This window comes from Paenibacillus sp. Marseille-Q7038 (assembly GCF_965111595.1).
Map to the genome: position 1 here is coordinate 1334863 of NZ_CBCOOM010000001.1, position 23597 is coordinate 1358459.

Here is a 23597-nt window from a genome sequence, read left to right on the forward strand (position 1 = left end):
TCATAACCCAGTGAGTTTACATCTGTGGAGGGATGAGGACTACATGAAAAATCGCATACATATTTTTGGTGCTTCAGGTTCTGGAGCATCAACATTAGGACAAGAATTGTCAAAAAGGCTTCCACATGTCAACTTTGATGGTGATGACTATTTCTGGATCAAGAAATTTACGGAACAAAGAAAACCAATGGAAAGACTGCACTTACTAACTAGAGATCTATCTGAGCACAAACAATGGATATTATCAGGTGCGATATGTGGCTGGGGTAATGCCTTGAAATCCAATTTTGATTTAGTGATTTTCCTCTATGTGCCAAAAGAGATCAGACTTCAAAGATTAAAGGAAAGAGAAATACACAGATATGGCGAAGATATCTTACCCGGACGAAGTATGTATGAACAATCAAAGGCTTTTTTGGAGTGGGCCTCATTATACGATGAGGGTGGGTTAGAGGTAAGAAGTAAGGAATTACATGAACAGTGGATGTCAGATTTGACTTGCCCTGTTCTAAGGATAGAAGGTAATACATCTATTAGTGAGAGAGTGAGCATTGTTTTAGAATATTTAAATAATATGAATAATTCCAAAAAAATATAACTAACATACTAAATGTTTAATATGGCAAACAAAAGAGTTTCGAACCAAATTTGTATTAGAGGAGTCTATTAGGATGAATAAGCATAGTGTTTATGAAACAAACAGCTTCTATTGGGATACAAAAGGAAATGACTTTTTAAGAGCAATTGGGCTTCCTTTTTATGGAGCATTCGTCTCAGAAGATACTTGCCAACTTTTTGGCGATGTATCAGGAAAAAAGATTTTAGAGATAGGCTGTGGAAATGGTGAATCTTTGCAATATCAGGGAGATCGCAAAGCATCTGAACTCTGGGGGATGGATATATCTGAAAAAACAAATTGAAAAGGCAAAGCAACACTTGACTGCGTGTGGTATTTCAGCAGAATTAATCTGTTCTCCCATGGAAGAAGAATGTAATATACCCGTGGATTATTTTGACTTTGTTTATTCGATCTACGCGATAGGCTGGACAACCGACCTTGAAGGTACTTTTCACCGGATCGCTTCTTATTTAAAAAAAGACGGCATATTTATTTTCAGTTGGTCTCATCCGATACATAAATGTGTGTTGAAGAAAATAATAGATTTACTTTTAAAAAGTCTTATTTTGATGAATCTTGGTATTCGGTATCTCTTGAATCTTGTCAAGGCGCACTAACCTTATCTGATCGTAAACTATCAACCTATATAAATGCGTTGGCAAAAGCAGGTTTTGTTATTGAACAAATGATCGAAGAAACTGACAGCGAAATAATACAATTGCACGAATAAAAAGAGCGAAGATGCTCCCTGTAACTTTCGTTATCAAAGCAAGGAAATTATAAAAATTACTGATCGCACTTGGGCGAAAAGAAAAAGCAGTAAATTGACTCTGGAAATTTCTCTACATAAAATTTTGTGCTTTAGCCATTAGGTTCGTATATACAAGAACATTATCAAAATTCATTTAGTAGATGATCCAGAACAAAATCCCTATGGGAAAAAACACGGAAACGTTAAAGCGAAATCACTTGAGAATATAATTAAAAGGAGAAATAAATGCGATATTCAATCAGACCTATAACAGAGCAGGATATACCTTTTTTGTGGGATATGTTGTATGAATCTTTATATGTTCCTAAAGGAAAAGAACCTTTTAGTAAAGATGTGATTAAGGAACCTTTCCTATCTAAGTATGTAGAAGATTGGGGTAGAGAAGGAGACCTAGGATACATTGCAGTAAATGACGAAGGACTGTCTTTAGGATCGATCACCGTTCGAGTTTTTAATGAAGATAATAAAGGATTTGGATTTGTAGGTAATGATGTACCAGAACTTGGAATAGCTTTGGAAGCGGAATATAGAGGAATGGGAATAGGAAAAGCACTGTTACAAATGTTGATTGACTCGTTAAAGGAGAAGGGAATAAAAAAAGTATCATTAAGTGTAGCTCCTGATAATATGGCGGCAATGAAATTATATCAACGATTCGGGTTTAAAGAAGTTGGAATGGTAGATACGTCAGTCACAATGGTCTTAGACATATAAGGTCTTTTGATAATAAATCACTGCAGCATAATCTACAACCTCTCGTACGCTCTTTTGAGCTCCCCCATGTTCATAGATAACCACAGTACCATAGAACCTAAATATAAAATAAAGAGGGAAAACAATGAAAAATACAGTGTATGTAATTTCTGGACCTGCCGGGGTTGGTAAATCTACTACATCTCGAAAACTTGTAAAAACGTTGAATAGAAGTGCTTATATATCTGGAGATGCGATAAGTCATCTTCCAGTTAACGGCCGTGGGAAACCATGGCTTGACAAAAGTACTCTAGATTTAACTTGGAAAAATATATTAAACATAACAATGAATCTATTAGATTATGAATACGATGTTGTGATTGATTACGTATCATTTCCTAAAGAAGTGAAATGGCTTGCACAACGATTGAATAATAGAGAAGTCAAAATTGTATATGTTGTGCTTTTAGTAGATAAAGAAACAATAATCTTTAGAGATCAGTTAAGACCTGAAGAAGAACGAATGGGAGAGCGTAGTTTGATTCTTTTAGATGAGTTTGAGAATGATTCTGAATTAATGGATGCTAATAAGCTCTTTACACACGAATATAAAATAGAGCAATTATCTGAAATTATAAAAGGGATTTTGCAGGATGATAAATATATTCTTAGATAATTTGAAAAGGGGCTCCACCTTATAACATAGGATTTTGTGATTTGAAGTTAAAGCATGCTGATAACAATTATGTTTCGTGATTTTTCATACTAGACCTATCTTTTTACTGGAATTTTTTATAAAATGATATCCTGTTCGGAAAATTTTTACACATGAGAGGATATTTAACTACATTATGATTAGCCTTGGATCAGAGCGAGAAAAACAAATCAGTTATATCGGTATTACCGATGTTGATTTGAATTTATTAAAAAGCAAGGAAAAAGAGTTTAAACTGATCGTCAATACACTTGTTGATGAAGTATATGAACAAGTGACATCTGAGCCAGAGCTTCTCGCTATTATCGAGAAAAATAGCACGTTGGAACGCTTAAAGGAAACACAGAGATGGTACTTTCTTTCTATGGCAGCTGGCGTAATTGATGAGGAGTTTATTGAGAAACGTTTGTTTATTGGAAAGGTTCATTCACGTATCGGTTTAACAACGAACTGGTATTTGGGAACGTACATTTTATATCTCGATCTCGCGACAGCTCATTTTGAACGAGTTTTACCGGTTGAATGGAGAAGTGTCATCCTTGCATTAACCAAAATGTTTAATCTAGATTCACAATTAGTTCTAGAAGCATACGAAACAGATGAAAAAGCTAAAATAGAAATCTTATTGGAGAAGCAGAATCATTTGCTTACAGGAGTAAGTTCAGCAGTTCAAGAATTAGTAACTTTAATGGTACAACTAAAAGATAGCAGTGAATCGGTAGGGAATTCAGCAAATATGAATGTGGATTATCAAGAGAAGACGCACCAGAATATACTTTCTTTGAACAGTGAGGTCGAATCTATCCATCAAGTGGGCACGATGATGAGGGAAGTAGCAGATCAAACGCATCTTTTAGGATTAAATGCTGCAATTGAAGCGGCAAGAGCAGGCGAGCACGGGCGAGGTTTTGAAGTTGTTGCAAAAGAAGTCCGAAAGTTAGCTCACCATTCAAAAGAATCATTAGGAACTATTGATCAGAGGCTGAAAAATATTCACTCCACACTAACAAAGGTAAGAAATGATTCAGAACATAACTCAATGTACTCCAGAAATCAGGTGGCAAGTTCGCAAGAGTTAGCAACCTACGTAAAGTTGATTGAAAAAGTTACCGTAGAATTAGAAAAATTGAAAGTATGAACAACTAACTATACATAAAAGAAATCATAGTCTTTAGTAATGTGAAATGCGGAAAGAAAGCCGATCCTGAAACTGAATATAGCTCAGATGTGGATGTTTACCGTAAAGGTATAAAAGCTGAAGACGAGGTAGCTATAAACAAGCAGGAGATACTGATACGAAAATCTAACCGAAGTCAATAAGAACGCAGCCGATCAAGACGATCGGTTGCTTTTTATTTATTCCAACGTGCATTTAAAGTAATGTAAAAGCCAGCTGAAATAAATTATGTTATAATATCCCAAAAGTTGTAAAGAGTAATGCTTCTTAGCGAAGGGAGAGGAATTAATGGAACACGAAAAAGAAATTCAAGAGATTAAAGAGCGATTAAAAAGTGTCGAAAGTCAACTTAAACAAAAATCACGATTTTCTGGTTTTTCTATCATTGTGCTAATCGGCATTGTTTTTGTTGTACTGTTTTTAATTGTAGTAGGCTCATATCAATTTATATCTGGAGGTTAAACTTTACATTAATAAAGTTCTTGTTATATAAGGCGTGTGGAAAGTCGTCAATAGGCGGCTTTTTTGTTTGATTTATCTATTTGTATGAATGATTGATATATTATATGTAGTTTTGTTCGGCCATGGAATGATCCTTAGGATTTTAATAGATCGGTATGGATAAGTAAGGAAGGTAAGGACGTGGGAAAAATGAACAAGATGAAAAGAATAATTATTCCTTTAATTATTGTTCTCATTATCATAGCAGGATTAACTCTTGTTTTGTATCTCATTTAAATGAGGTGACAATAATGTCACGTAGAAATGAATATTGTTATGCTAAACGATGGGAATATATGGATATGACCCCCTATAATTGAACGTGTAAAACGAATTAATTTCATAAGGGGGGGTATCCGATGACTGATGTAATTAAAGCAATAATACTTGGCATGATAGAAGGACTAACTGAATTTTTACCAGTATCATCTACAGGACATCTGATTTTAGCAGGCGATTTGCTTAACTTTGAGGGTGATGCTGCAATAACCTTTACAATTGTCATACAGTTAGGTGCAGTGATGGCAGTTCTCATTCTTTATTGGAAAAGGTATATGGAGATAGGGTCAAATTTAATTAAAATGGATTTTTCACAAAGTAAAGGATTAAACGTAATACATATGATTCTGGCTATGTTACCAGCGTTAATACTTTATCTTCTCTTCAAGGACATTATCAAAAAACAATTGTTCGGCCCACTCCCCGTTTTGATTGGTCTTGTTGCCGGTGGCTTATTGATGATTATCGCTGCACGGAGTAGAAGAACTAAAATTGCTGATACGATGAATGGAATTAATTATAAACAGGCTTTTGGTATCGGTCTCTTTCAATGTTTGGCATTATGGCCTGGGTTTTCGAGATCGGGATCTACAATTTCAGGTGGTCTTTTGCTAGGGACTAGTCAAAAAGCTGCCGCAGATTTTACATTCATCATCTCTGTACCTGTTATGTTTGGGGCAACCTTGTTAGATTTATACGATAGTCGCGATTTACTTAGCTCAGACGATTTATATCTAATGTTAATCGGATTTATGACATCTTTCGTTGTTGCTATGCTCGCGGTTGTAACTTTCATTAAACTAATTAAGCGGCTTAGATTGGAATGGTTTGCTCTATACCGTTTTATCATATTCTCTCTTTTATTTTATCGTCATATTGTAACTGCCCTTAAATTAATGAAAAAAAGCTAGTTCAATTAGAAAAAGTAAGCAACCGATCAACAGACCGGTTGCTTTTTCTTTAACTCCTGAATATCTTCTCCTCCAGATTGTCTCTTCGTAAAAAAATGCGCGTATATCCATCTTCAAATTATTAATAATACAAAAAAAATAATAAGGAAACTTAAGCAGACTATCGATTTAGGTAATCTGCTTTTTGATTTTTAACAAGTATATAAAACTTTTTCATCATTTTCTTAACAATGCTATGTACATCACATTTATTTCCATGTAATAATAAACAACAAATTCACGTTACTTTAAATAACACTAGTTGGAGAGGGGAAGGGGTTTTATCATGGGAAATGATAAAGATAACGAGAATTATAAAGATAAAAAGGTTATTACCATTGGAACAGTTTGTGATTTGACCGGCTTGTCTGCTAGAAAAATTCGTTATTACGAGGAACGAGGGCTGATATTTCCCGATAGATCAACAAAAGGAAATCGGAAATACTCATTTAAGGACATTGAGGTACTAATGGATATTGCCAATCATCTAGAAGATGGAGTCAGGACGTTCGACATTAAGCAAGAGCAGAAAAATAAAAACAATGTAAGATTATATAACACGATTACGGACAACGAGAGAGATTTTTTTTAATATAGTGTTAGCACTAGTTGTAAAGACATCACTATGTAATGACATTCATGCTGTACTGATGAAGTTGGGAACAATCACAACTATCCATTTACAGGGGGGATCTAAATGAGAAGTGTGGATTTACTTATTACTAATGCAAAGGTTATCACGTTGGACGGTTCTAATCGGATTGCAGGGTCGGTGGCTATGAAGAATGGCAGAATCGTCGGTATTTGGAGCCAACTGGTCCCGCCTAGTAATGAGGTGAACGTTACAGCAGAGACCAAAGTCTTGAATGTGGAAGGTGCAACGGTAATACCAGGATTTATTGAAACACATAATCACATCTTGGCATGTGCCTACTTGAAGGGAAGTGTGGATTGCAGCAGTCCCAAAAACACTTGCATCCAGGATATCCTGCATGAGATAGAAGAGAAAAGAGTGACCACGCCTCCTGGAGAATGGATACAAGGTCATAGTTACGATGATACATCGTTAGCCGAAAAGCGCCATCCAACCCGGATGGATCTGGACCAGGTTGCTCCGCATCATCCCGTCTACCTTACGCATATAAGCGGTCATCTTGCTGTAGCAAATTCCAAGGCGCTGGAACTTGCAGGCATTGATGACGAACAGATTGGAGAAAATCCCCACTTTGGTAGAGATGGCGCAGGCAGATTAAACGGGGTTCTTTATGAAAATCCAGCGATGAGTGTTGTTCAAGCAGTACTTCCGGTAATGGATAAAGATACTTTTCTTCAACGATTGAGCGAAGTATCTCAGGATTATATTGCACAAGGCATTACAACCAACACGGATGCTGGAGTATGGGATGAAGACAGTTTAAACATCATGCTTGAAGCTGCAAAAAGCGGAATTATCCCTATGCGTTCACAGCTTATGTTGATGCACTATATGTTAACGGGGGAAGGCATATTTTCAAATTATACAGCAAGCGAATTGGATCAGAAAATTCAGCAACTGTCCAATGGTAGAGCGCGCCTGGACAGTGCCAAATTATTTCAGGATGGTTCGATCCAAGGATTAACTGGCGCTTTGCGAGAGCCTTATTACTGTAATGATGATACATGTGGCGAACTATTTTATGAACAGAATGTTTTTAACGAGGAAATTGCCAGTTTGCATAAACGTGGGTTTCGAATTGCTATCCACGGTAATGGAGATCGGGCGATTGGCTCGATTCTAGAAGGTTTTGAACATGCGTTGAATGAATCTCCACGATTGGATCACCGTCACCGGATCGAACATGTGCAGATGGCGACAAGAGAGGACTTAAACAAAATGAAAGAGTTGAACGTGGCAGGTTCATTTTTTATCAACCATGTCTATTATTGGGGAAAACGTCATGAACAATTGTTTTTAGGCCCAGAACGAGCGAAGAGGATCAGTCCTTTGAGAGATGCAGCAGATCGAAATCTTTTGTTCACCCTTCATTCGGATTGCCCTGTGACGCCAGTTTCTCCCCTATTTTTAATCTGGGCTGCTGTTAACCGTCAAACAAGAGAAGGAGAAATATTAGGGACTGAGCAAAAAATCGATGTGATCACCGCGTTAAGAGCAATGACGATAGATGGTGCAATGTTGAATTTTCAGGAGCAGAATTCCGGAAGCATTGAGATTGGAAAGTTTGCTGATGTTGTGGTATTGGATAAAGATATTACAGATGTTAATCCACTAGAAATTAAAAACATTAAAGTTTTATACACGATCATTGGTGGAGAAATAAAATATGAAAATATGAATGTGGAAGTATGGAAGTGATAGTGTATTAAAGTAACAGTGTAAGTGAAACAGCTAATAGAAGGAGGAATGGCGATTGAACAAAGCTGGGGCGTTGAAACATACAAGAAGGATCATTTTTCTGCTATTTATCGGAAATTTATTTTCTGCATTTGACCGTTTTGTTATAAACTTCGGAGTTGTTCAAATTTCTGAAGAATTCCAGCTGAGTGCTTCAGCCAGCGGCCTTATATTAAGCATCTTTTTCTTGGGGTATGCGATAATGCAGATCCCTGGTGGTTGGCTTTCAGACCGATTCGGCGAAAAAATTGTCCTTTTTATTTCAATTATTGGTTTTTCCATATTTACAGGTTTAACGGCCATAGCCTGGTCTTTCTCCTCACTACTTGTGATCCGTTTTCTTTTTGGTTTGGCAGAAGGGAGCTTCTTCCCGGCAGGTTCCAAGTTGATCTCTACTAGTATCGAAGAAAATAAACGTTCACGAGCCATGTCAGTGTTTTTGTCCGCGCTAACCGTAGCCGGTGTAATTGCGCCGATCCTTACGACGACGATGTTAGTGCAGTTTGGATGGCGAACTATGTTTTTCATTATCGGGATGATTGGTCTCTTTATTGCTTTATTGTATTGGGTTTTCTTGAAACCAAACATCTTGAAACAACGAGTTGAGAACAATGACGTTATCACCAAACAAGGGGAACTTCCTGCTAAGGGAAATATCAAGGTATTATTACGAACGCACATGATTTGGAGCCTAATGATTGCTTCTTTTGGTTATGGCTTTATCAGTTGGGGCATATCTTCGTGGATGCCAACTTATTTGGTTAATGAACGTGGTATCAGTTTGTCTTCACTAGGAATTTTGCAAATGATACCGGCAGTTACGGGAATCATTTTTTTCCTGATCGCGGGAGCTGTTATGGATAAAGTGAAAAGTGGACAGGAAAAGTGGTTCGGTGCGTTTAGCGGAATTGCTCTCGCCATTACGGTTTATTTGATGTTCCACGCTTCGTCCATTACAGGAGTTATCATTTTCCAATCTATTATTCCCGTATTTTCCGCCTTCTTGTCCGTCATTATCTATAGTCTTCCCATCAAACGTTTACCTGAAGAGACAAGTGGTTCGGCTGTGGGGCTGGTTAATCTTGGTGCACAAATCGCGGGCTTTGCAGCACCTGTAGGAATGGGCCTGATCATTGATTTCTTTAACGGATCATATAACGGCGTCGTCTGGTTATTAAGTGCATTTGGTATTCTTATTTTCTTGGCTTTCTTGAGTCTCCAATCTAGTAAAAAACGATTGGTAATTCCAGAATTAGCGAGAGGAGTGAGTGATAGTTGATCGATAACAAAAGTAAACTCCCTTATTATACGCAATTAAAAGAATGGATCTTACAGCAGGTGGAAAGTGAAATTTTAAAAAAAGGGGAGAAAATCCCCTCGGAAATGGATTTGGCGCAACAGCATGGTATAAGTCGGCCTACGGTGCGTCAAGCCATTGGAGAACTCGTACAGGAAGGTTATTTAATCAAAAAAAGAGGTTTGGGAACATTCGTTTCTTCGCCAATCATCACAGGGAATGCGAATGTGTTTACGACGTTTGCTGAAGGGATGAGAGCAAGTGGTTTAGCAGATCAAGCGAAATTAATACATGGGCAGATTATCCAGGCATCAGACAAGCTGGCTGAGGATCTTTCGATATCAACAGGAAGCGATGTTTTCAAAATCGTGCGCCTTCGACTGGCCAATGATGAACCACTTGCCATTCGAACCTCTTTCATTCCATGTAAGCTATATCCAGGATTGTTAGAAGAAGATCTAGAAGGTGTACCTTTATATGATTTATTGCAGCAAAAAGGCCATACGGCTATGGGTTCATCTCAATCTTTTCAGGCTGTTGGAGCTTTAACTGAGGAGGCTGAGCTTTTGCAGGTGGATCCAGGAACTCCAATGATTCTGTGGAATGGTGTAGCATATAACGAGAAAAATATCCCAATAGAGAAGTATAAAGCCCTGTATTTAGGCTCAAGATTCCGGTTTACGATTGAGCAAGTAAAGAAAAACCAGGTTGGATCGATGCATGAGGAATTGATGCCCATCGGACCTATCCATTTTTAGACAAAACAGTGAGGAGGGTCTCTACTCTTCACTGTTTTATTTCCATTAAAAAAAGTGTGTCAGATAATCTGACGTAAATAAACAAAAGTTAATCTACATGTCTTATGATTGCTTCATGAAGTAGTTGTAAATACATCCTTACAAGTAGGAGAGATGACATGACGAGTACATTCACTCAACAGGAAAAACTAGTTTCGATTAATCCATCAACCAAACAAGTGTTAGCTGAATTTCCAATGATGAGCAAGTTAGAAATTGAGGAATCGATTTCAGAGGCTTCAGTAGCACAAAAAAGTTGGAATAAAGTACCCGCACCCGTGCGAGGAGAGCTTTTACTAAAAATAGCTCAACTGATGGAAGAGCGGGCAGAAGAGTGGGGCCGATTGGTAACCACAGAAGTGGGCAAATGCTTGAGGGATGGCATAGCCGAGATTCATCGCAGTGTTTCGTTTCTCCGTTTCTTCGCTGGAGAAGGCTACCGCATGACAGGAGAAACCATCCCTTCCAGACAAGCCGGTGTATTCGCTTATACCAAACAACAACCTCTCGGGACCGTGGGCGTCATTACACCTTGGAATGTCCCGCTGGCCATTCCAATTTGGAAAATCGCTCCGGCATTGGTTGCAGGTAATAGTGTTGTATGGAAACCAGCCCCGCAATCTCTACTGATTTCACAAAAATTCATGTCCTTGTTAGAAGAAGCAGGTATGCCGAAAAATGTAGTCACCATGCTGATTGCAGATGGTCCCTTAGTCAGTGAAGTGTTTGCAGCTCATGAACAGATCAAAGCGGTTACGTTTACAGGCTCGACGAAGACGGGACAAACGATTCATCAGGTATTGGCGCCCCGAGGCATCCGTTTTCAGGCGGAGATGGGTGGTAAGAATCCGTTTATCATCATGCCCGATGCTGATCTTGTACAGGCTTGTCAGGATATTGTGTCCGGTGGTTTGTTGGATGCGGGACAGCGCTGTACTGCAACTAGTCGGATTTTTGTCCATGACTCCATTTATGAAACATTTCGGGATCACATGGTTGCTACGTTGAACAAGGTCACCCTGGGTCTGCCGACAGATGAAACTGCGATGATTGGACCTGTGGTGGATCAACGTCAATATGATACCATTTGCTCGTATATTGAACTAGCCAAATCAGAAGGAGCAACTTTGATATACGGTGATGATGAGCCTGAAGAAGAGTGGGCTCAAGGCGGTTATTTCATCAAACCCAAGGTGTTTGATCATGTGACACAACAGATGACGATTGCGAGTGAAGAAATCTTCGGGCCGGTATTAGCACTGATTCAATTCTCTAATTTTGAAGAATGCCTGAAGCAGTCTAATGCCACTCAATACGGTTTGTCGTCGACAATATACACAAAAGACATTGCTGCTGCCATGAAGTATGCAGAGGAGATTGAGTCTGGGCTTGTGCATATCAATATGCCCTCGACTTATAGTGAACCGCACATGCCTTTCGGCGGTATTAAAGCAACAGGCATTGGAGGATTTCGTGAACAAGGAAGTCATGCCATCAAGTTTTTTACAGAATGGAAAACCGTATATGTCCGTACTTGATTTGAAGGAACGATTAAGGAGCTGAGGAGGAATGGGCGTAGGATTAGCGGGAATTCTCATTCTCTTCGCGGTACTTAGCGGTCTTGCCAAAGTAGGCTTTGGGTTTGGAGCCGGCATGATTTTAAATCCGATTCTTACCCTATTCGTTTCTTCCGCCACAGCGACGACATTACTAGCCCCTATACTTTGGTTTAGCAATTTTGCGGGAGCTAGAGTACACCGTGCATCGATTCAGTGGGGCCTGATTGCCAGAATGCTGCCTATGGCATTAACAGGCACAATCTTCGGAAGTGTAATACTCGCCTACGTAGATGATCATATTCTGAAACCGGCCATTGGCATCAGTGCCATCGTCATGGGGATCATGCTCATTGCAACCCGTAAAAAGAAGGTTGCTGTAACAGACGGAGAGCCCGTCAACCAGAGCAGGAAAAAAGGTGTTCTTTATCAGCTGGGCGCATTTGCATCCGGATTTGTTGGGGCAGCGGCGAACTCAGGCGGTTTACCCTTAATCGTACTATTTTTGCATGATTCATCCTTCTCCAAAAAACAGTTTACAGCGAATATTGCCATGCTGCTGGCTGTTATGGACTCGATTAAAATTGTAACTTACTTAATTCTCGGAACGCTGTCGATTCAAAATCTGCTGGTTGTGCTGTTGTTCATTCCGTTTGTTTATGCAGGTGGTTTTGTAGGTAAACGGCTTAATGAAAATATATCTGAAAAGTCATTTTTGATCGTCGTTCATTCCATCATTTTTATTACAGGTATTCTATTGTTGAATTAAATACAAATCAGATCGGGAGTGTGTGAGGCATGATGATAGGTGTACCCAAAGAAATCAAAAACAACGAGAACCGTGTAGCGATAACTCCGGCAGGTGTTTTGTCATTTGTTAATGCTGGGCACGAGGTATTGATTGAAAATGGCGCTGGCCTGGGTAGCGGGATTAGCAATGACGCATATATTCAGGCGGGAGCAACGATTGTTTCTAGAGCAGAGGAAGCTTGGTCTGCAGAGATGGTCATGAAGGTGAAAGAACCTCAACAGGAGGAATTCATTTACTTTCGAGAAAATTTGATTTTATTCACGTATTTACATCTTGCTGCGGAACCGGAATTGACTCATGAGCTCATGAAGAAAAACGTAACGTCCATCGCTTATGAAACGATTCAGCTAGACAATGGATCTCTGCCACTCTTAACACCAATGAGTGAAGTCGCTGGAAGAATGTCGGTTCAAGTTGGCGTTCATTTTCTGGAGAAGTTCCAAGGGGGAAAAGGAGTGCTGATTAGCGGCGTTCCCGGAGTAAAACCAGCAAGTGTAGTCATCATTGGCGGCGGTGTTGTAGGAACGAATGCAGCGAAGATGGCGGTTGGGCTGGGCGCTAACGTAACGATTCTTGATGTCAATCCGGAGCGTCTCAGACAGCTCGACGATCTGTTCGAAGGGCGTGTGCAAACCGTCATTTCAGATCGATTCCACATTGCCGAGGAAGTAAAGAAAGCCGATCTGCTTATAGGTGCTGTATTGATTCCAGGCGCCAGAGCCCCTCAGCTCGTAACGGAAAGTATGATTAAGGAGATGGAACCCGGTTCTGTCGTCGTCGATGTAGCCATTGATCAGGGCGGTTCTATTGAAACCGTTGACCATACAACTACCCACGATCAACCAACCTATGTGAAACATGGAGTCATTCATTATTCGGTCGCCAACATGCCGGGAGCTGTCGCAAGAACGGCCACATACGCTTTAACGAATGCAACAAGCCAATATGGAATTTTTATTGCCAATCATGGATTTGAACAAGCAGTATTGAACAATCCCGCGGTAGCCAAAGGGGTTAACACGTTTAAAGGCGAGGTTACATTCAAAGCGGTAGCACAAGCCATGAATTTACCATTCACACCACTTGAAACGTTAATCACAAAGGAAGTCATTACAGTATCTTAATCTATCTAGCGGGAGGAAATGACTTGAGAAAAAAAGAAGAGACTCGTACACTGATCGAAAAAGATCAACAATATTTATGGCATGCGCTTTACAAAGACCTAGAAGGATCGAGTCCAATGATTGCAGCATCCGGCGAAGGTTCCTGGTTTAATGATATGGATGGCAATCGCTATTTCGATGGTGTCTCCGGATTATGGTGCTTAAATCTGGGACATGGACGTAAGGAAATTGCGGATGCTGCAGCAACGCAAATGATGAAATTATCGTATTCTCCTCTAACGATAAGTCACGAGCCCGCGATCGAGCTTGCATCTAAGATCAGTGAATTATTGGGTGGGGGAGATTATAAAACATTCTTCTCCAATAGTGGATCAGAAGCGAATGAGACTGCGTTCAAAATCGCACGCCAATACCATGCGCAAAACGGTAACCCTGGAAAATATAAATTCATTTCCAGATACCGGGCATATCATGGCAATACCTTAGGCGCGTTAAGTGCAACTGCTCAGGCCAATCGTCGTCATCGTTACGACCCTCCTGCACCTGGCTTCCTACATGTACAGCCACCTTATCGCTATCGGTCACCGTTCGGAGATACACCGGAAGCGGATATCATTGCTGCAAACATGCTGGAGGAAATGATTGTCTGGGAAGGAGCAGATAGCGTCGCAGGCGTCATCATGGAGCCATTCATTTCTGGCGGCGGGGTCATTATTCCGTCCGATGGTTATTTGCAACGCGTAGCCGAAATTTGTGAAAAATATGATGTACTGCTCATCATGGATGAGGTGGTCTCCGGGTATGGACGCACAGGCAAAATGTTTGGCTTCATGCATTACGACGGCGTGCAACCGGACATCGTTACGATGGCGAAAGGGCTAACGAGCGGTTATTTACCTCTCGGCGCCACGGCAGTGAAAGCGAAAATCTATGAGAGTTTCAAAGGTACGGGGCATAACAATCAGTTTCGTCACGTTTCCACTTATGGTGGACATCCGGCTTCCTGTGCAGTAGCGCTCAAAAATATAGAAATTATCGAACGGGAGAATATTGTAGCTAAGGTCGAATATCAGAGTAAGGAAATTTTGAGTGAATTGCATGAACTTATTGCTCATCCCCATGTGGGTGAAGTTCGCGGGGTAGGCTTCCTGTATGGTATCGAACTTGTAGAAGACAAGGAAACAAAAGATCCGGTCTCGGATGCTTTTATCGGTTCAATCATTACGGCTTGCAAACAAAAAGGAGTGATCATCGGTAGAAATGGAGACACCATTCCCGGCTTCAGTAATGTTCTGATTATTGCTCCACCACTCTCCTCAACAGAAACTGATCTGACATTTTTAGTAGATACGGTGAAAGAAGCGTTTGAGATTTATTGATTCATAGATTTGTTCAATGAGGTAGAATCCTGAGAGATAATCAAAAAACTGGAACTGGAGATATTAGGGGATCAAAGTCCGGGTATAACATATTTAAAAATCTTCAGCGAGAGCATCTATGTTCTTTTCCAATAGAGATAGGTGCTCTTGGTACTGAAGAATGAGCGAGACTCCAATTCTCTGACCATTGTCTTGAGAAAAGGAGTTCTTTAAATTTGAACTCAAGCATTTCTTCGTCCGATTGTAATATCAAATATGAAGCTTTAAACTCATTTGAAAATTGAAGTGAAAAGTGAGAGTAGATGTCCCCCAAAACACATTTATGTACGTTGGGAAAACTTGATCAAGAACAGCTTGTAACTGCAGTTTGATATGTACATACTTCTTTGAAAGAGACTCATATTGTCGTTGAACATGGATATACGTGTAATTTATTATTTCAATAATAGACAAGGAGGTACCCGTAAACGATATCGGCTATCTCTGTTTATGTATCAAACAGTTGATCGCAATCGCAATACCGCCATTAAACGTGTTTTTGTAATGTTATGGTATAATTGCACAGTATTATCTAACGAAATTGATAGTATCATAAAAGACTTTTTGAGCTAACAAGCAGGTTAGTTTACTGCTAATGCCTAGTTAGAAGACAGAGTGAATGGAGGAAGTATGAAAAAAACAGACTGGATTAAAATCATTTTAGTCGTATCGCTAATCGGGAATGTTACCTTTTTTATGAATCAAGAAGGTGATAACAGAAAACAAGAATTGAAGTATGAGTTGTTAAACTCAGCCATTTACCGAGATATAGGTCAACTTGAAGCAACAATACAGTACCAGCTAGATAATAATTGGGAAAATGAAGCTCTTGTTACACAGAAACTAGATGATGCCATCGATTCCATTATTCTAAATCACGCAATGGAAGGAGATAATAATAAGGAAATTCTCCTTTGGAGATTGTATGAATACTTAAATGAGTTTAAGTATGATGAAGAAAGTTTAGATGTTAGCCTGAACGATGAGCAGCGTGCAGATTACATCCATTTGGGTGAGAGGCTGCGTTCTAGTGGATGGATCTATAATGTAGGATATGATACAAGCTGGGACAATTTTGCATCAAAAATAAAGGATTTAGTGACGGAAACATAGATATACATATCATTCAATAATTCTCCTTCATTTAGATTATGATCGAGGTGAACTTTTGGAAGAGGGGGAACGTATTTTGAAAATCGTTAAAGAGGCTGCAATGTATGCTGTCGTCATTTTTGTCTTTAATTTAATTCTGGAACTGCTATTTGATCAGCGTGAGTTTTTTGAGCATTTTGAAAAAAAATTATATTGGAAGTGGGGTATTACTTGTTTCTTCTTATATCCTCATTTTTAATAGTATTGATCATAATGGTTATATCCAGGGTTATTATCAAACTAAAGAGTGGTACTAAATGATGAGTTATAAGTACGCTAGTCTACAGTCCGAAGCTCTAAAATAGCTACCTCTTTTTATTTTTCCAAATAACGGTACATAAAAATGTAATAAGAAATATACACGCCAAAACTAGATTTAAGAATGAAAATTCTCTGTTTATTAGGTAACGAAATAGAAAAATTCCTCCAAATATTACAATTCCGGTAATGCTAACATGCATTAAATTATCGGTTTTTTTCATTCCTCAACACTCTCCCAGAATTAATTGATTAAATCATCCATTTAGCACAGAAGACGCCTTATATTTTATAATAGTGTATATTTAAATCATGTATAGGAAGTTAATGTAACCATAAAATGATTCTCTTTTAAAGATATCTTAGTATGGAAAGTTAATCTTCCTTAGGATGAATAGGGACCGTGTATCGTTACAATCTAAGAAACAAAGATCAGTCGTCGGTAATTATATACAGGTTAAAAGGAGTTTTGTGATGAGAGCTTTTGTAATAGAAGCATACAAGAAAGAGCCTACTTTTATTGATCTCCCCGTACCCAAAATAGGAAATAATGAAGTATTAGTCAAAATACATGCAGCGAGTGTAAACCCACTGGATACAAAAATACGTAAGGGCGAATTGAAGATACTGCTGCATTACGATATGCCATTGACATTAGGAAACGATTTTGCAGGAACAATTATTAAAGTAGGAAAAGGTGTAACAAAATTCAGTGTAGGCGATGAAGTGTATGGTCGTCCACGCTCTAACAAAATCGGCACATTTGCAGAGTATCTTTCAGTTCACGAAAAAGACATTGCGTTAAAACCTAAAAATCTTAGCTTTGAAGAAGCAGCATCGATCCCTTTGGTTGGTCTAACTTCTTACCAGGCACTTCACGATATTTTGAAAGTCAAAAACGGCCAAAAAATCTTAATTCATGCGGGCTCTGGTGGTGTAGGAACATTTGCTATACAACTTGCAAAAGCAATGGGGGCCTATGTTGCAACTACAGCTAATGAGGGTAGCGATTTAGCAAAATCGCTGGGTGCAGATGAAGTCATTAATTATAAAACAGAAAACTTTGAAGACATGATAAAGAATTATGATGCAGTGATTGATAGTATTGGGGGAGCAACATTAGAGAAGTCATTTTAACTGTAAAAAAAGGCGGTAAGATTGTTTCTATCTCTGGTATCCCAAACAGCCGTTTTGCAAAGGAAATGGGACTGGGACTGTTTAAAAGAATGTTATTCTCACTAGCTAGTGCTAAGTTAACTAGTCTAGAAAAAAAGTATGATGTGGAATACACTTTTCTTTTTATGAAGCATAGCGGACAACAATTACGAGTATTAACGGAACTCTTGGAATCAAGGAAGATTAAACCAACGATTGATAAGATATTTACGTTTGAAGAAGCAACAAAAGCAATGGATTATGTGGAAACTGGAAAATCTAAAGGGAAAGTCATCTTATCTATCGTTGGTCAGCAGAGTAATGGTAAGGACGAAGATTTAAAGAAAAGTAAATAAGTTAATCATAGCCACGCCAAACAGGTCGAATACCTTAGTACTTAAGGAATTGGACCTGTTTTTGTTTGGAATTCTTTATACGCCCAAAACTCATAAAGAAGATTTATAAAAGGTACTGATTACTTTATTTCAACACATGAAAAATTCATAATAGATCTATCTATACCTAGTAACTTTCCCACATATTCAAAATTCATCGTTATATTGATGTGTATTAAAACAACTTCGAGGAAACCAAATATTGTAAAAAAACTAAACTGTAGTAAAATATTTATCAGTCCTAGTGACATAAATGTTCCCGTTCCCAAGATTCGAGTGATTCTGTCGTACAACCGGGTTACCATAATAAGTCATGAAAAGAGGAAAAGAAAATTATGAATACAGTACCTAAGATTATTGCTATAGAAGCAGTGTCTGGAGGTGGTAAAACTTCAGTTACCTCAAGGTTGAAACAAGAGTTAAACCATTCCAGAGCTATTTATTTCGATGATTATGATCTGGAAGGACCTGAAGATGTTATAGCTTGGGTTGAACGCGGAGCCGACTGTAACGAGTGGAATCTCGAACCCATAATAAATGATGTAAACAATCTACTAAACTCAAACCCCGTTGATGTGAAATACATATTATTAGACTATCCCTTTTCAAGACTGCACCATGATTTAAAAAACATTGATTTGACTGTTTTTATAGATACACCTCTAGATATAGCAATGGCAAGAAGGTTATTAAGAGATTTTAGGAATACAAATACAGAAGTAATAATAGATGAATTAAATATTTACTTATCCGGTGGGAGAATCGGGTATGAAAGTATGTTAAAGAAGACAAAACCTAATTCGGACTTGATTATTGATGGCTCGTTACACATAGACGATATTATCAGAATTATCCAGCAAAACACAAATTAAATATGAAATAGAAAACTCAAATTCATAGAGTGTTAGTAATTCAACACGGCTCTGCCTGAGAGCATATCATGCATGGAGTTATTTGGCCCTTCTCCGGCAGTGACTGATATTGATTTTATAGGGAAGACATTGTTAAATCGTTGGATAATTAAGAGGGAAAAAGGAGAAATAAATAATGTTTAAATACACAATTGATGATTCTTGTTTTTTGACCTTATTAGAGATTAAAGATGCAGAAAAATTATATGATTTAATTAATAGAAATAGGGATCATATTGGTGAGTGGTTGAAGTTTCCCAGTATTACTTTGAAAGCGGATGATTCAAAAACCTTTATTGAAAGAACACGTATAAGATATGCAAAGGATGAAGGTTACTGGTTAGGGATTTGGGTAGGAGACGAATTAGTAGGTTCTATTGGTTACTTATATTTAGATCAAGAAAACAAAAAAACGGAAATTGGATATTGGCTAGGTAAAGAGTATGAGGGTAAAGGAATCATTACTAAATCTATTAAAGTACTAATAAATTATGCTTTTGAGGAACTACAATTACATAAAATTGAAATAGGAGTGGCTAGAGAGAATACAAGAAGTCGTGCTATTCCTGAAAAATTAGGATTTATACGTGAAGGTGAACTAAGAGATTACGAATATATCAATGGGAAATTTCTCGATAGAGTAATGTATGGATTGAAAGCAGATGAATGGAGAAATGACTGAAACCTCTCGAGGAGACGCGTGCTTTTCTGAAGATGAGATAAGGCATCTCAACGATATGATTTTTACCTTACGCCTTTTATCCGCAGGGGTTGTTTTCGTAGGAACGAGAAGTAAAGTCAAATATATTTATATATTACCTTTGCACAGAATCATTGTCATAGTACCATATGTTTACTGATTCCTATAACAATGAATAAACGATTTTAACTGTCTTTATTGAAACTCTTTTCAAAACTTTGAGAAAGATGTGAAAAAATGAGCAGAGAAATATCGGCAAGCAGAGATTTGGTGATTATACTTCACGAGATTTATGGAGTTAACGATCATATTCATTTTTTTAGTGAGATGTTAATAAAAGAAGGTTTTGATGTATTGGTTCCTAATTTAAGTCACAGAGATTCATTTTCTTATGAACAAGAGGAATTTGCTTATCAATATTTTATGAACGAGGTTGGATTCGAAAAATCATTAAGAGAAGTTGAGGAAATAGTAAAAACAAATAAAGCGGAGTATGATCAGATATTTATCATTGGCTTTAGTATTGGGGCAACAATTGCTTGGATGTGTAGTGAATATGATATTAACGGGGTAATCGGATATTACGGATCGAGAATTAGAAATCATAAAGAGATAGAGCCTAGATGTCCTACCTTATTGTTCTTTGCCGATAGAGAAAAGTCATGTAATGTATTGGATTTAGAAACGGATCTTAAGCAAAAGAGGAATACGTTGATAAAGACTATTGAAGCCGAACATGGTTTTATGAATCCATTCTACAAAACTTATAACTTCAAAGAATTTAAGAATTGTGTTGAACTCAGTATAGAATTTCTTAAGCAAATATAAGTAGGAGAATTAAATATGGCAGAAATAATAAAATTATTCGCTGCTTGCATGATCGTGAATGATAATAAAATTTTATTTCAACCCAGATGAATAGATTTGAAAAAGGAATGAATCATGAATTCATTATCAAGATATAGTTGTCTGATTACACGCAATTATAAAGCAGACAGAAGGAAGGTAACATCATTATTAAATTATATGAACTCGAAAGAGCGATAAAGAAAGATAAAATAGAGAGTTGCATTGTATACAAAGAGAATTCAACTGTATTTGAATACTTCAGAAATCGAAAAACGAAAGAAAAACAACACAAAGTAAATTCAATTACAAAAAGTGTTATGTCTGCATTGTATGGAATTGCAATTCAACAGGGGTATATAGAGAATGAGGACGTTTCGATTTCTCATTATTTCAGCGAGATCGATGATATAAAAAAAGGAATTTCAATTAGACATCTGTTAACGATGTCCTCGGGTTTGAGTTGGCCAGGAAATGAAGCTATGATTCCAACAAAAAATTGGGTGAAGTTCATTCTTGAACAGCCTGTTGAATCAGAACCTGGTAAACAAATGAAATATAGTTGTGGTAATTCACATTTACTTAGCGCTATATTGCAGAAGGCTACCCAAATGAACACTGTCGATTTTGCAAAAAAGAACTTATTTTCACCCTTAGGTATTCATGATTTCAATTGGTATGAAGATGCTCAGGGAATTGCAAAAGGCGGATTTGGTTTGACGATGAAAATAGAAGATATGTTGAAATTTGGAGTCTTATATTTACAAAATGGCCAATGGAATTCGAAACAACTGATTCCTGCTGAATGGATAAAAAAATCAACAAATCATAATTTTGTTGCAGAATCCTTGTATGGATATCATTGGTGGATAATGAATAGTAAGGATGTAGATTGTGAAGAAGATAAGACATTCTATGCTATGGGAATGGGAGGGCAGTATATATTTGTTAATCAAAAAAGAAGAATAGTTACTGTATTTACAAGTAACTTATCTGATCATACCTCAAGTCCAATACAGTATTTTGAAAATTATGTTTTGAATAAATAGAGGTTAATAAGTTAGTTAAGGAAGGCATCTTCATTAGATAAACGTTATGATATTTTCATAGTTTTAGTTTATAACTTTTTTAATTAAGGAGTTGTTGTATTGTCATATATAGATAAATTAGTTTCTCAAGCTTTATTGGTTGTTAAAACTATTGGATTAGCGGAAATTACACCTACTATTCTGAGTAATGGCGGTAATCTGATTATTCATTTGGCTCCCCATCCCATTGTTATCCGATTAGCCAATGTCATTACACAGGAAGAAGCAGATACCGCATATAAGAGACTCAATCGGGAATTACAGATAGCAAGGCACCTTCAAATCAAGAATATTCCCGTGTTACTACCTACTGATCTTGTTGATGCAGGACCCCATAATATTAATGATACATGGATGACGCTTTGGAACTATGTACCTCCTGTAGAGTTACAACGACCATCACCGTGTGAAAGCGTTGAACTTGTAAGTAACCTCTCCATAGCAATGAAGGACTTTTCTGACGAACTTCCCGTACTTGGTGTTTGGGAACGGACTAGTCGATCCGCTGCAAGATTAATGAAAAACTCAGACCAGCGTATACAAGCCTTACTTGAAATGTTTCATGATATAGATAAACAGATGCGATTAGAAACAAGTGTTTTAATACCATCCCATGGAGATGCCCATGCTGGAAATTTAATTCCAAGTAAGGAAGGCTGGATTTGGACGGATTTTGAGGATGTATCATTGATGCCCGCTTACTGGGATTTAGCATCATATATTGGCAATCTTGCCTTGTTTAATGGACTTAAAGATCCGACTTTTCGTTACATGTTGAGCAATAAAGAGATCATCGTGGATCCAAAAGCGTTTAGTTTTGCCCTGACCGCCCGGATATTGATGTCTACACTTGGTAATTTAGATTACGCTATCGAAGGTTATGGTAATTTGGAATTTGCTACTAGGCAACTAGAGCTCGCGGGAGATTTCATTAGACAAATAGACCAAGTTACTTGAATAACCTTGTAAGTTAGTGGACTAATAAATGATTAACCTTTTTTATTAATATATGAGAAGTAATAGTTGCCAATATCCTATAACATTGTTTTTCATATGAGGAGGAACAACAATATGTATAGTTCGTACGGAGAACTTTGTACTGAAGTTTATGATCTTAGTAAACCATTGGGCTACTCTGTTGGAGATGTTGCGTTCTATTTAGAACGTTTATCTAATATGAAAGGAAAAGTCCTTGAAGTTGGTTGCGGATCTGGCAGAGTTTTAATCCCGTTACTCCAAGCAGGAATTGACATAGAGGGGTTGGATAATTCTGCTGCAATGCTCACTTCCTGTAGAAGAAGATGTGATGAATTAAACCTTACTGCTGCACTGTATAACAACGAAATGCGTAATTTTTCTTTGGCGAATAAATATGATGCTATTATCATCCCTGGCGGTTCTTTTCAATTAATTGAAGGCCGGGAACAAGCGATCTCCACTTTAAATCATCTATATTCCTATTTGACGCCTAGAGGCAGGTTGATAATGGATCTGTTCATACCCACCGATTTCAATGCAAATTTCACCTCAACAAAGACTTGGAATACCCCTCAGAATGAAGTGATTATCTTAGAAGAGAGACGAACTGAAGTTAATATTTTAGAACAAAGAATCGTGTCGTTATTGAAATATGAAAAATGGAAAGACGGTAATCTAATTCAAACCGAATTACAACGATTACCTTTAAGTTGGTATGGAAACTACGAATTTGACGATTTACTTAATAGACTCGGTTATGAAGAGATTATAAAGTCTGCTAACTATAAGTTTCTAAATAGACCTGTAATTGATGGACAGATGATAACGTATGAAGCTAGAAAAGCCTTAGTATAAATGATGGAAGTCTAAAACTTCATCTAACAATGAATTCGAAATTTCCGTATTCGTTCTTGATCGCTAAAAAGGATTTCTAAGGAGCCTATTCGAGCATCCATTCTATCGGTAAACTGACCACTCAGACCTAAAATCGATAATACGCCGGAAAATAGGAA

At 37.8% G+C, this 23597-nt stretch carries 22 protein-coding genes and 3 pseudogenes; all 25 read left to right on the forward strand.

Annotated elements, in window-relative coordinates; translation table 11 throughout:
- The first annotated feature begins 43 nt into the window (after nucleotides 1–43).
- The 25 genes and pseudogenes from ACWPWY_RS06430 (at nucleotide 44) to ACWPWY_RS06550 (ending at nucleotide 23439) form a co-directional block, all read left to right on the forward strand.
- Nucleotides 44–598 (forward strand): ATP-binding protein, encoded by a 555-nt coding sequence (locus ACWPWY_RS06430; RefSeq protein WP_454192820.1) that lies wholly within the window; start codon nucleotides 44–46, stop codon nucleotides 596–598.
- A gap of 73 nt (nucleotides 599–671) precedes the next feature.
- Nucleotides 672–1402 (forward strand): annotated as a pseudogene (locus tag ACWPWY_RS06435) (class I SAM-dependent methyltransferase).
- A 214-nt stretch (nucleotides 1403–1616) separates the two neighbouring features.
- A complete protein-coding gene (locus tag ACWPWY_RS06440; RefSeq protein ID WP_454190912.1) occupies nucleotides 1617–2105 on the forward strand; it encodes an N-acetyltransferase family protein in 489 nt (162 codons plus the stop codon).
- 124 nt (nucleotides 2106–2229) lie between these two features.
- Entirely contained in the window at nucleotides 2230–2760 is a 531-nt protein-coding gene (locus ACWPWY_RS06445) for an AAA family ATPase (RefSeq protein ID WP_454190913.1), read from the forward strand.
- Between the two features lie 175 nt (nucleotides 2761–2935).
- Nucleotides 2936–3394: pseudogene (locus ACWPWY_RS06450) on the forward strand (protoglobin domain-containing protein); the annotation flags it as partial.
- Between the two features lie 141 nt (nucleotides 3395–3535).
- Nucleotides 3536–3937: a methyl-accepting chemotaxis protein gene (locus ACWPWY_RS06455; RefSeq protein ID WP_454192821.1), complete on the forward strand. Its 402-nt coding sequence runs from the start codon at nucleotides 3536–3538 to the stop codon at nucleotides 3935–3937.
- 327 nt (nucleotides 3938–4264) lie between these two features.
- Nucleotides 4265–4438, forward strand: coding sequence for a hypothetical protein (locus ACWPWY_RS06460; RefSeq protein ID WP_454190914.1), 174 nt, complete (start codon nucleotides 4265–4267; stop codon nucleotides 4436–4438).
- Nucleotides 4439–4836: 398 nt separating this feature from the next.
- Nucleotides 4837–5667 (forward strand): undecaprenyl-diphosphate phosphatase, encoded by an 831-nt coding sequence (locus ACWPWY_RS06465; RefSeq protein ID WP_454190915.1) that lies wholly within the window; start codon nucleotides 4837–4839, stop codon nucleotides 5665–5667.
- Between the two features lie 325 nt (nucleotides 5668–5992).
- A complete protein-coding gene (locus ACWPWY_RS06470; protein ID WP_454190916.1) occupies nucleotides 5993–6298 on the forward strand; it encodes a MerR family transcriptional regulator in 306 nt (101 codons plus the stop codon).
- A 105-nt stretch (nucleotides 6299–6403) separates the two neighbouring features.
- On the forward strand, nucleotides 6404–8059 hold the full coding sequence (locus tag ACWPWY_RS06475; RefSeq protein WP_454190917.1) for an amidohydrolase: 1656 nt from the start codon (nucleotides 6404–6406) through the stop codon (nucleotides 8057–8059).
- Nucleotides 8060–8114: 55 nt separating this feature from the next.
- The gene (locus ACWPWY_RS06480) at nucleotides 8115–9377 is read left to right on the forward strand and encodes an MFS transporter (RefSeq protein WP_454190918.1); all 1263 of its coding nucleotides are present in this window, start codon (nucleotides 8115–8117) and stop codon (nucleotides 9375–9377) included.
- Nucleotides 9374–10153 carry a GntR family transcriptional regulator gene (locus ACWPWY_RS06485; protein WP_454190919.1) on the forward strand — a complete coding sequence of 260 codons (780 nt, stop codon included), beginning with the start codon at nucleotides 9374–9376 and terminating at the stop codon, nucleotides 10151–10153. The genes ACWPWY_RS06480 and ACWPWY_RS06485 overlap by 4 nt, the downstream gene beginning before the upstream one ends.
- Before the next feature lie 158 nt (nucleotides 10154–10311).
- On the forward strand, nucleotides 10312–11730 hold the full coding sequence (locus ACWPWY_RS06490) for an aldehyde dehydrogenase family protein (RefSeq protein ID WP_454190920.1): 1419 nt from the start codon (nucleotides 10312–10314) through the stop codon (nucleotides 11728–11730).
- Between the two features lie 31 nt (nucleotides 11731–11761).
- On the forward strand, nucleotides 11762–12517 hold the full coding sequence (locus ACWPWY_RS06495; RefSeq protein ID WP_454190921.1) for a sulfite exporter TauE/SafE family protein: 756 nt from the start codon (nucleotides 11762–11764) through the stop codon (nucleotides 12515–12517).
- Between the two features lie 29 nt (nucleotides 12518–12546).
- On the forward strand, nucleotides 12547–13683 hold the full coding sequence (ald, locus tag ACWPWY_RS06500) for an alanine dehydrogenase (protein WP_454190922.1): 1137 nt from the start codon (nucleotides 12547–12549) through the stop codon (nucleotides 13681–13683).
- 23 nt (nucleotides 13684–13706) lie between these two features.
- Nucleotides 13707–15062: an aminotransferase gene (locus ACWPWY_RS06505; protein ID WP_454190923.1), complete on the forward strand. Its 1356-nt coding sequence runs from the start codon at nucleotides 13707–13709 to the stop codon at nucleotides 15060–15062.
- A gap of 669 nt (nucleotides 15063–15731) precedes the next feature.
- Nucleotides 15732–16214 (forward strand): hypothetical protein, encoded by a 483-nt coding sequence (locus ACWPWY_RS06510; protein WP_454190924.1) that lies wholly within the window; start codon nucleotides 15732–15734, stop codon nucleotides 16212–16214.
- A 76-nt stretch (nucleotides 16215–16290) separates the two neighbouring features.
- Complete coding sequence (locus ACWPWY_RS06515) at nucleotides 16291–16452, forward strand: hypothetical protein (RefSeq protein WP_454190925.1); 162 nt, start codon at nucleotides 16291–16293, stop codon at nucleotides 16450–16452.
- 533 nt (nucleotides 16453–16985) lie between these two features.
- Nucleotides 16986–18022, forward strand: a pseudogene (locus ACWPWY_RS06520) (NADP-dependent oxidoreductase).
- 374 nt (nucleotides 18023–18396) lie between these two features.
- Nucleotides 18397–18933 (forward strand): hypothetical protein, encoded by a 537-nt coding sequence (locus ACWPWY_RS06525; protein ID WP_454190926.1) that lies wholly within the window; start codon nucleotides 18397–18399, stop codon nucleotides 18931–18933.
- A 175-nt stretch (nucleotides 18934–19108) separates the two neighbouring features.
- Nucleotides 19109–19654 (forward strand): GNAT family N-acetyltransferase, encoded by a 546-nt coding sequence (locus tag ACWPWY_RS06530; RefSeq protein WP_454190927.1) that lies wholly within the window; start codon nucleotides 19109–19111, stop codon nucleotides 19652–19654.
- Between the two features lie 255 nt (nucleotides 19655–19909).
- Nucleotides 19910–20500 carry a dienelactone hydrolase family protein gene (locus tag ACWPWY_RS06535; RefSeq protein ID WP_454190928.1) on the forward strand — a complete coding sequence of 197 codons (591 nt, stop codon included), beginning with the start codon at nucleotides 19910–19912 and terminating at the stop codon, nucleotides 20498–20500.
- A gap of 242 nt (nucleotides 20501–20742) precedes the next feature.
- The gene (locus tag ACWPWY_RS06540) at nucleotides 20743–21567 is read left to right on the forward strand and encodes a serine hydrolase domain-containing protein (protein ID WP_454192822.1); all 825 of its coding nucleotides are present in this window, start codon (nucleotides 20743–20745) and stop codon (nucleotides 21565–21567) included.
- Between the two features lie 99 nt (nucleotides 21568–21666).
- A complete protein-coding gene (locus ACWPWY_RS06545; protein WP_454190929.1) occupies nucleotides 21667–22563 on the forward strand; it encodes a phosphotransferase family protein in 897 nt (298 codons plus the stop codon).
- A 114-nt stretch (nucleotides 22564–22677) separates the two neighbouring features.
- Nucleotides 22678–23439: a class I SAM-dependent methyltransferase gene (locus tag ACWPWY_RS06550; protein ID WP_454190930.1), complete on the forward strand. Its 762-nt coding sequence runs from the start codon at nucleotides 22678–22680 to the stop codon at nucleotides 23437–23439.
- Nucleotides 23440–23597 lie beyond the last annotated feature (158 nt).

What these genes read in the sequence shown, in the direction of transcription:
- ACWPWY_RS06430 (WP_454192820.1), top strand. Translation starts at nt 44, where the DNA reads ATGAAAAATCGCATACATATTTTTGGTGCTTCAGGTTCTGGAGCATCA.
- ACWPWY_RS06440 (WP_454190912.1), top strand. Translation starts at nt 1,617, where the DNA reads ATGCGATATTCAATCAGACCTATAACAGAGCAGGATATACCTTTTTTG.
- ACWPWY_RS06445 (WP_454190913.1), top strand. Translation starts at nt 2,230, where the DNA reads ATGAAAAATACAGTGTATGTAATTTCTGGACCTGCCGGGGTTGGTAAA.
- ACWPWY_RS06455 (WP_454192821.1), top strand. Translation starts at nt 3,536, where the DNA reads ATGAATGTGGATTATCAAGAGAAGACGCACCAGAATATACTTTCTTTG.
- ACWPWY_RS06460 (WP_454190914.1), top strand. Translation starts at nt 4,265, where the DNA reads ATGGAACACGAAAAAGAAATTCAAGAGATTAAAGAGCGATTAAAAAGT.
- ACWPWY_RS06465 (WP_454190915.1), top strand. Translation starts at nt 4,837, where the DNA reads ATGACTGATGTAATTAAAGCAATAATACTTGGCATGATAGAAGGACTA.
- ACWPWY_RS06470 (WP_454190916.1), top strand. Translation starts at nt 5,993, where the DNA reads ATGGGAAATGATAAAGATAACGAGAATTATAAAGATAAAAAGGTTATT.
- ACWPWY_RS06475 (WP_454190917.1), top strand. Translation starts at nt 6,404, where the DNA reads ATGAGAAGTGTGGATTTACTTATTACTAATGCAAAGGTTATCACGTTG.
- ACWPWY_RS06490 (WP_454190920.1), top strand. Translation starts at nt 10,312, where the DNA reads ATGACGAGTACATTCACTCAACAGGAAAAACTAGTTTCGATTAATCCA.
- ACWPWY_RS06495 (WP_454190921.1), top strand. Translation starts at nt 11,762, where the DNA reads ATGGGCGTAGGATTAGCGGGAATTCTCATTCTCTTCGCGGTACTTAGC.
- ald (WP_454190922.1), top strand. Translation starts at nt 12,547, where the DNA reads ATGATGATAGGTGTACCCAAAGAAATCAAAAACAACGAGAACCGTGTA.
- ACWPWY_RS06510 (WP_454190924.1), top strand. Translation starts at nt 15,732, where the DNA reads ATGAAAAAAACAGACTGGATTAAAATCATTTTAGTCGTATCGCTAATC.
- ACWPWY_RS06525 (WP_454190926.1), top strand. Translation starts at nt 18,397, where the DNA reads ATGAATACAGTACCTAAGATTATTGCTATAGAAGCAGTGTCTGGAGGT.
- ACWPWY_RS06530 (WP_454190927.1), top strand. Translation starts at nt 19,109, where the DNA reads ATGTTTAAATACACAATTGATGATTCTTGTTTTTTGACCTTATTAGAG.
- ACWPWY_RS06535 (WP_454190928.1), top strand. Translation starts at nt 19,910, where the DNA reads ATGAGCAGAGAAATATCGGCAAGCAGAGATTTGGTGATTATACTTCAC.
- ACWPWY_RS06550 (WP_454190930.1), top strand. Translation starts at nt 22,678, where the DNA reads ATGTATAGTTCGTACGGAGAACTTTGTACTGAAGTTTATGATCTTAGT.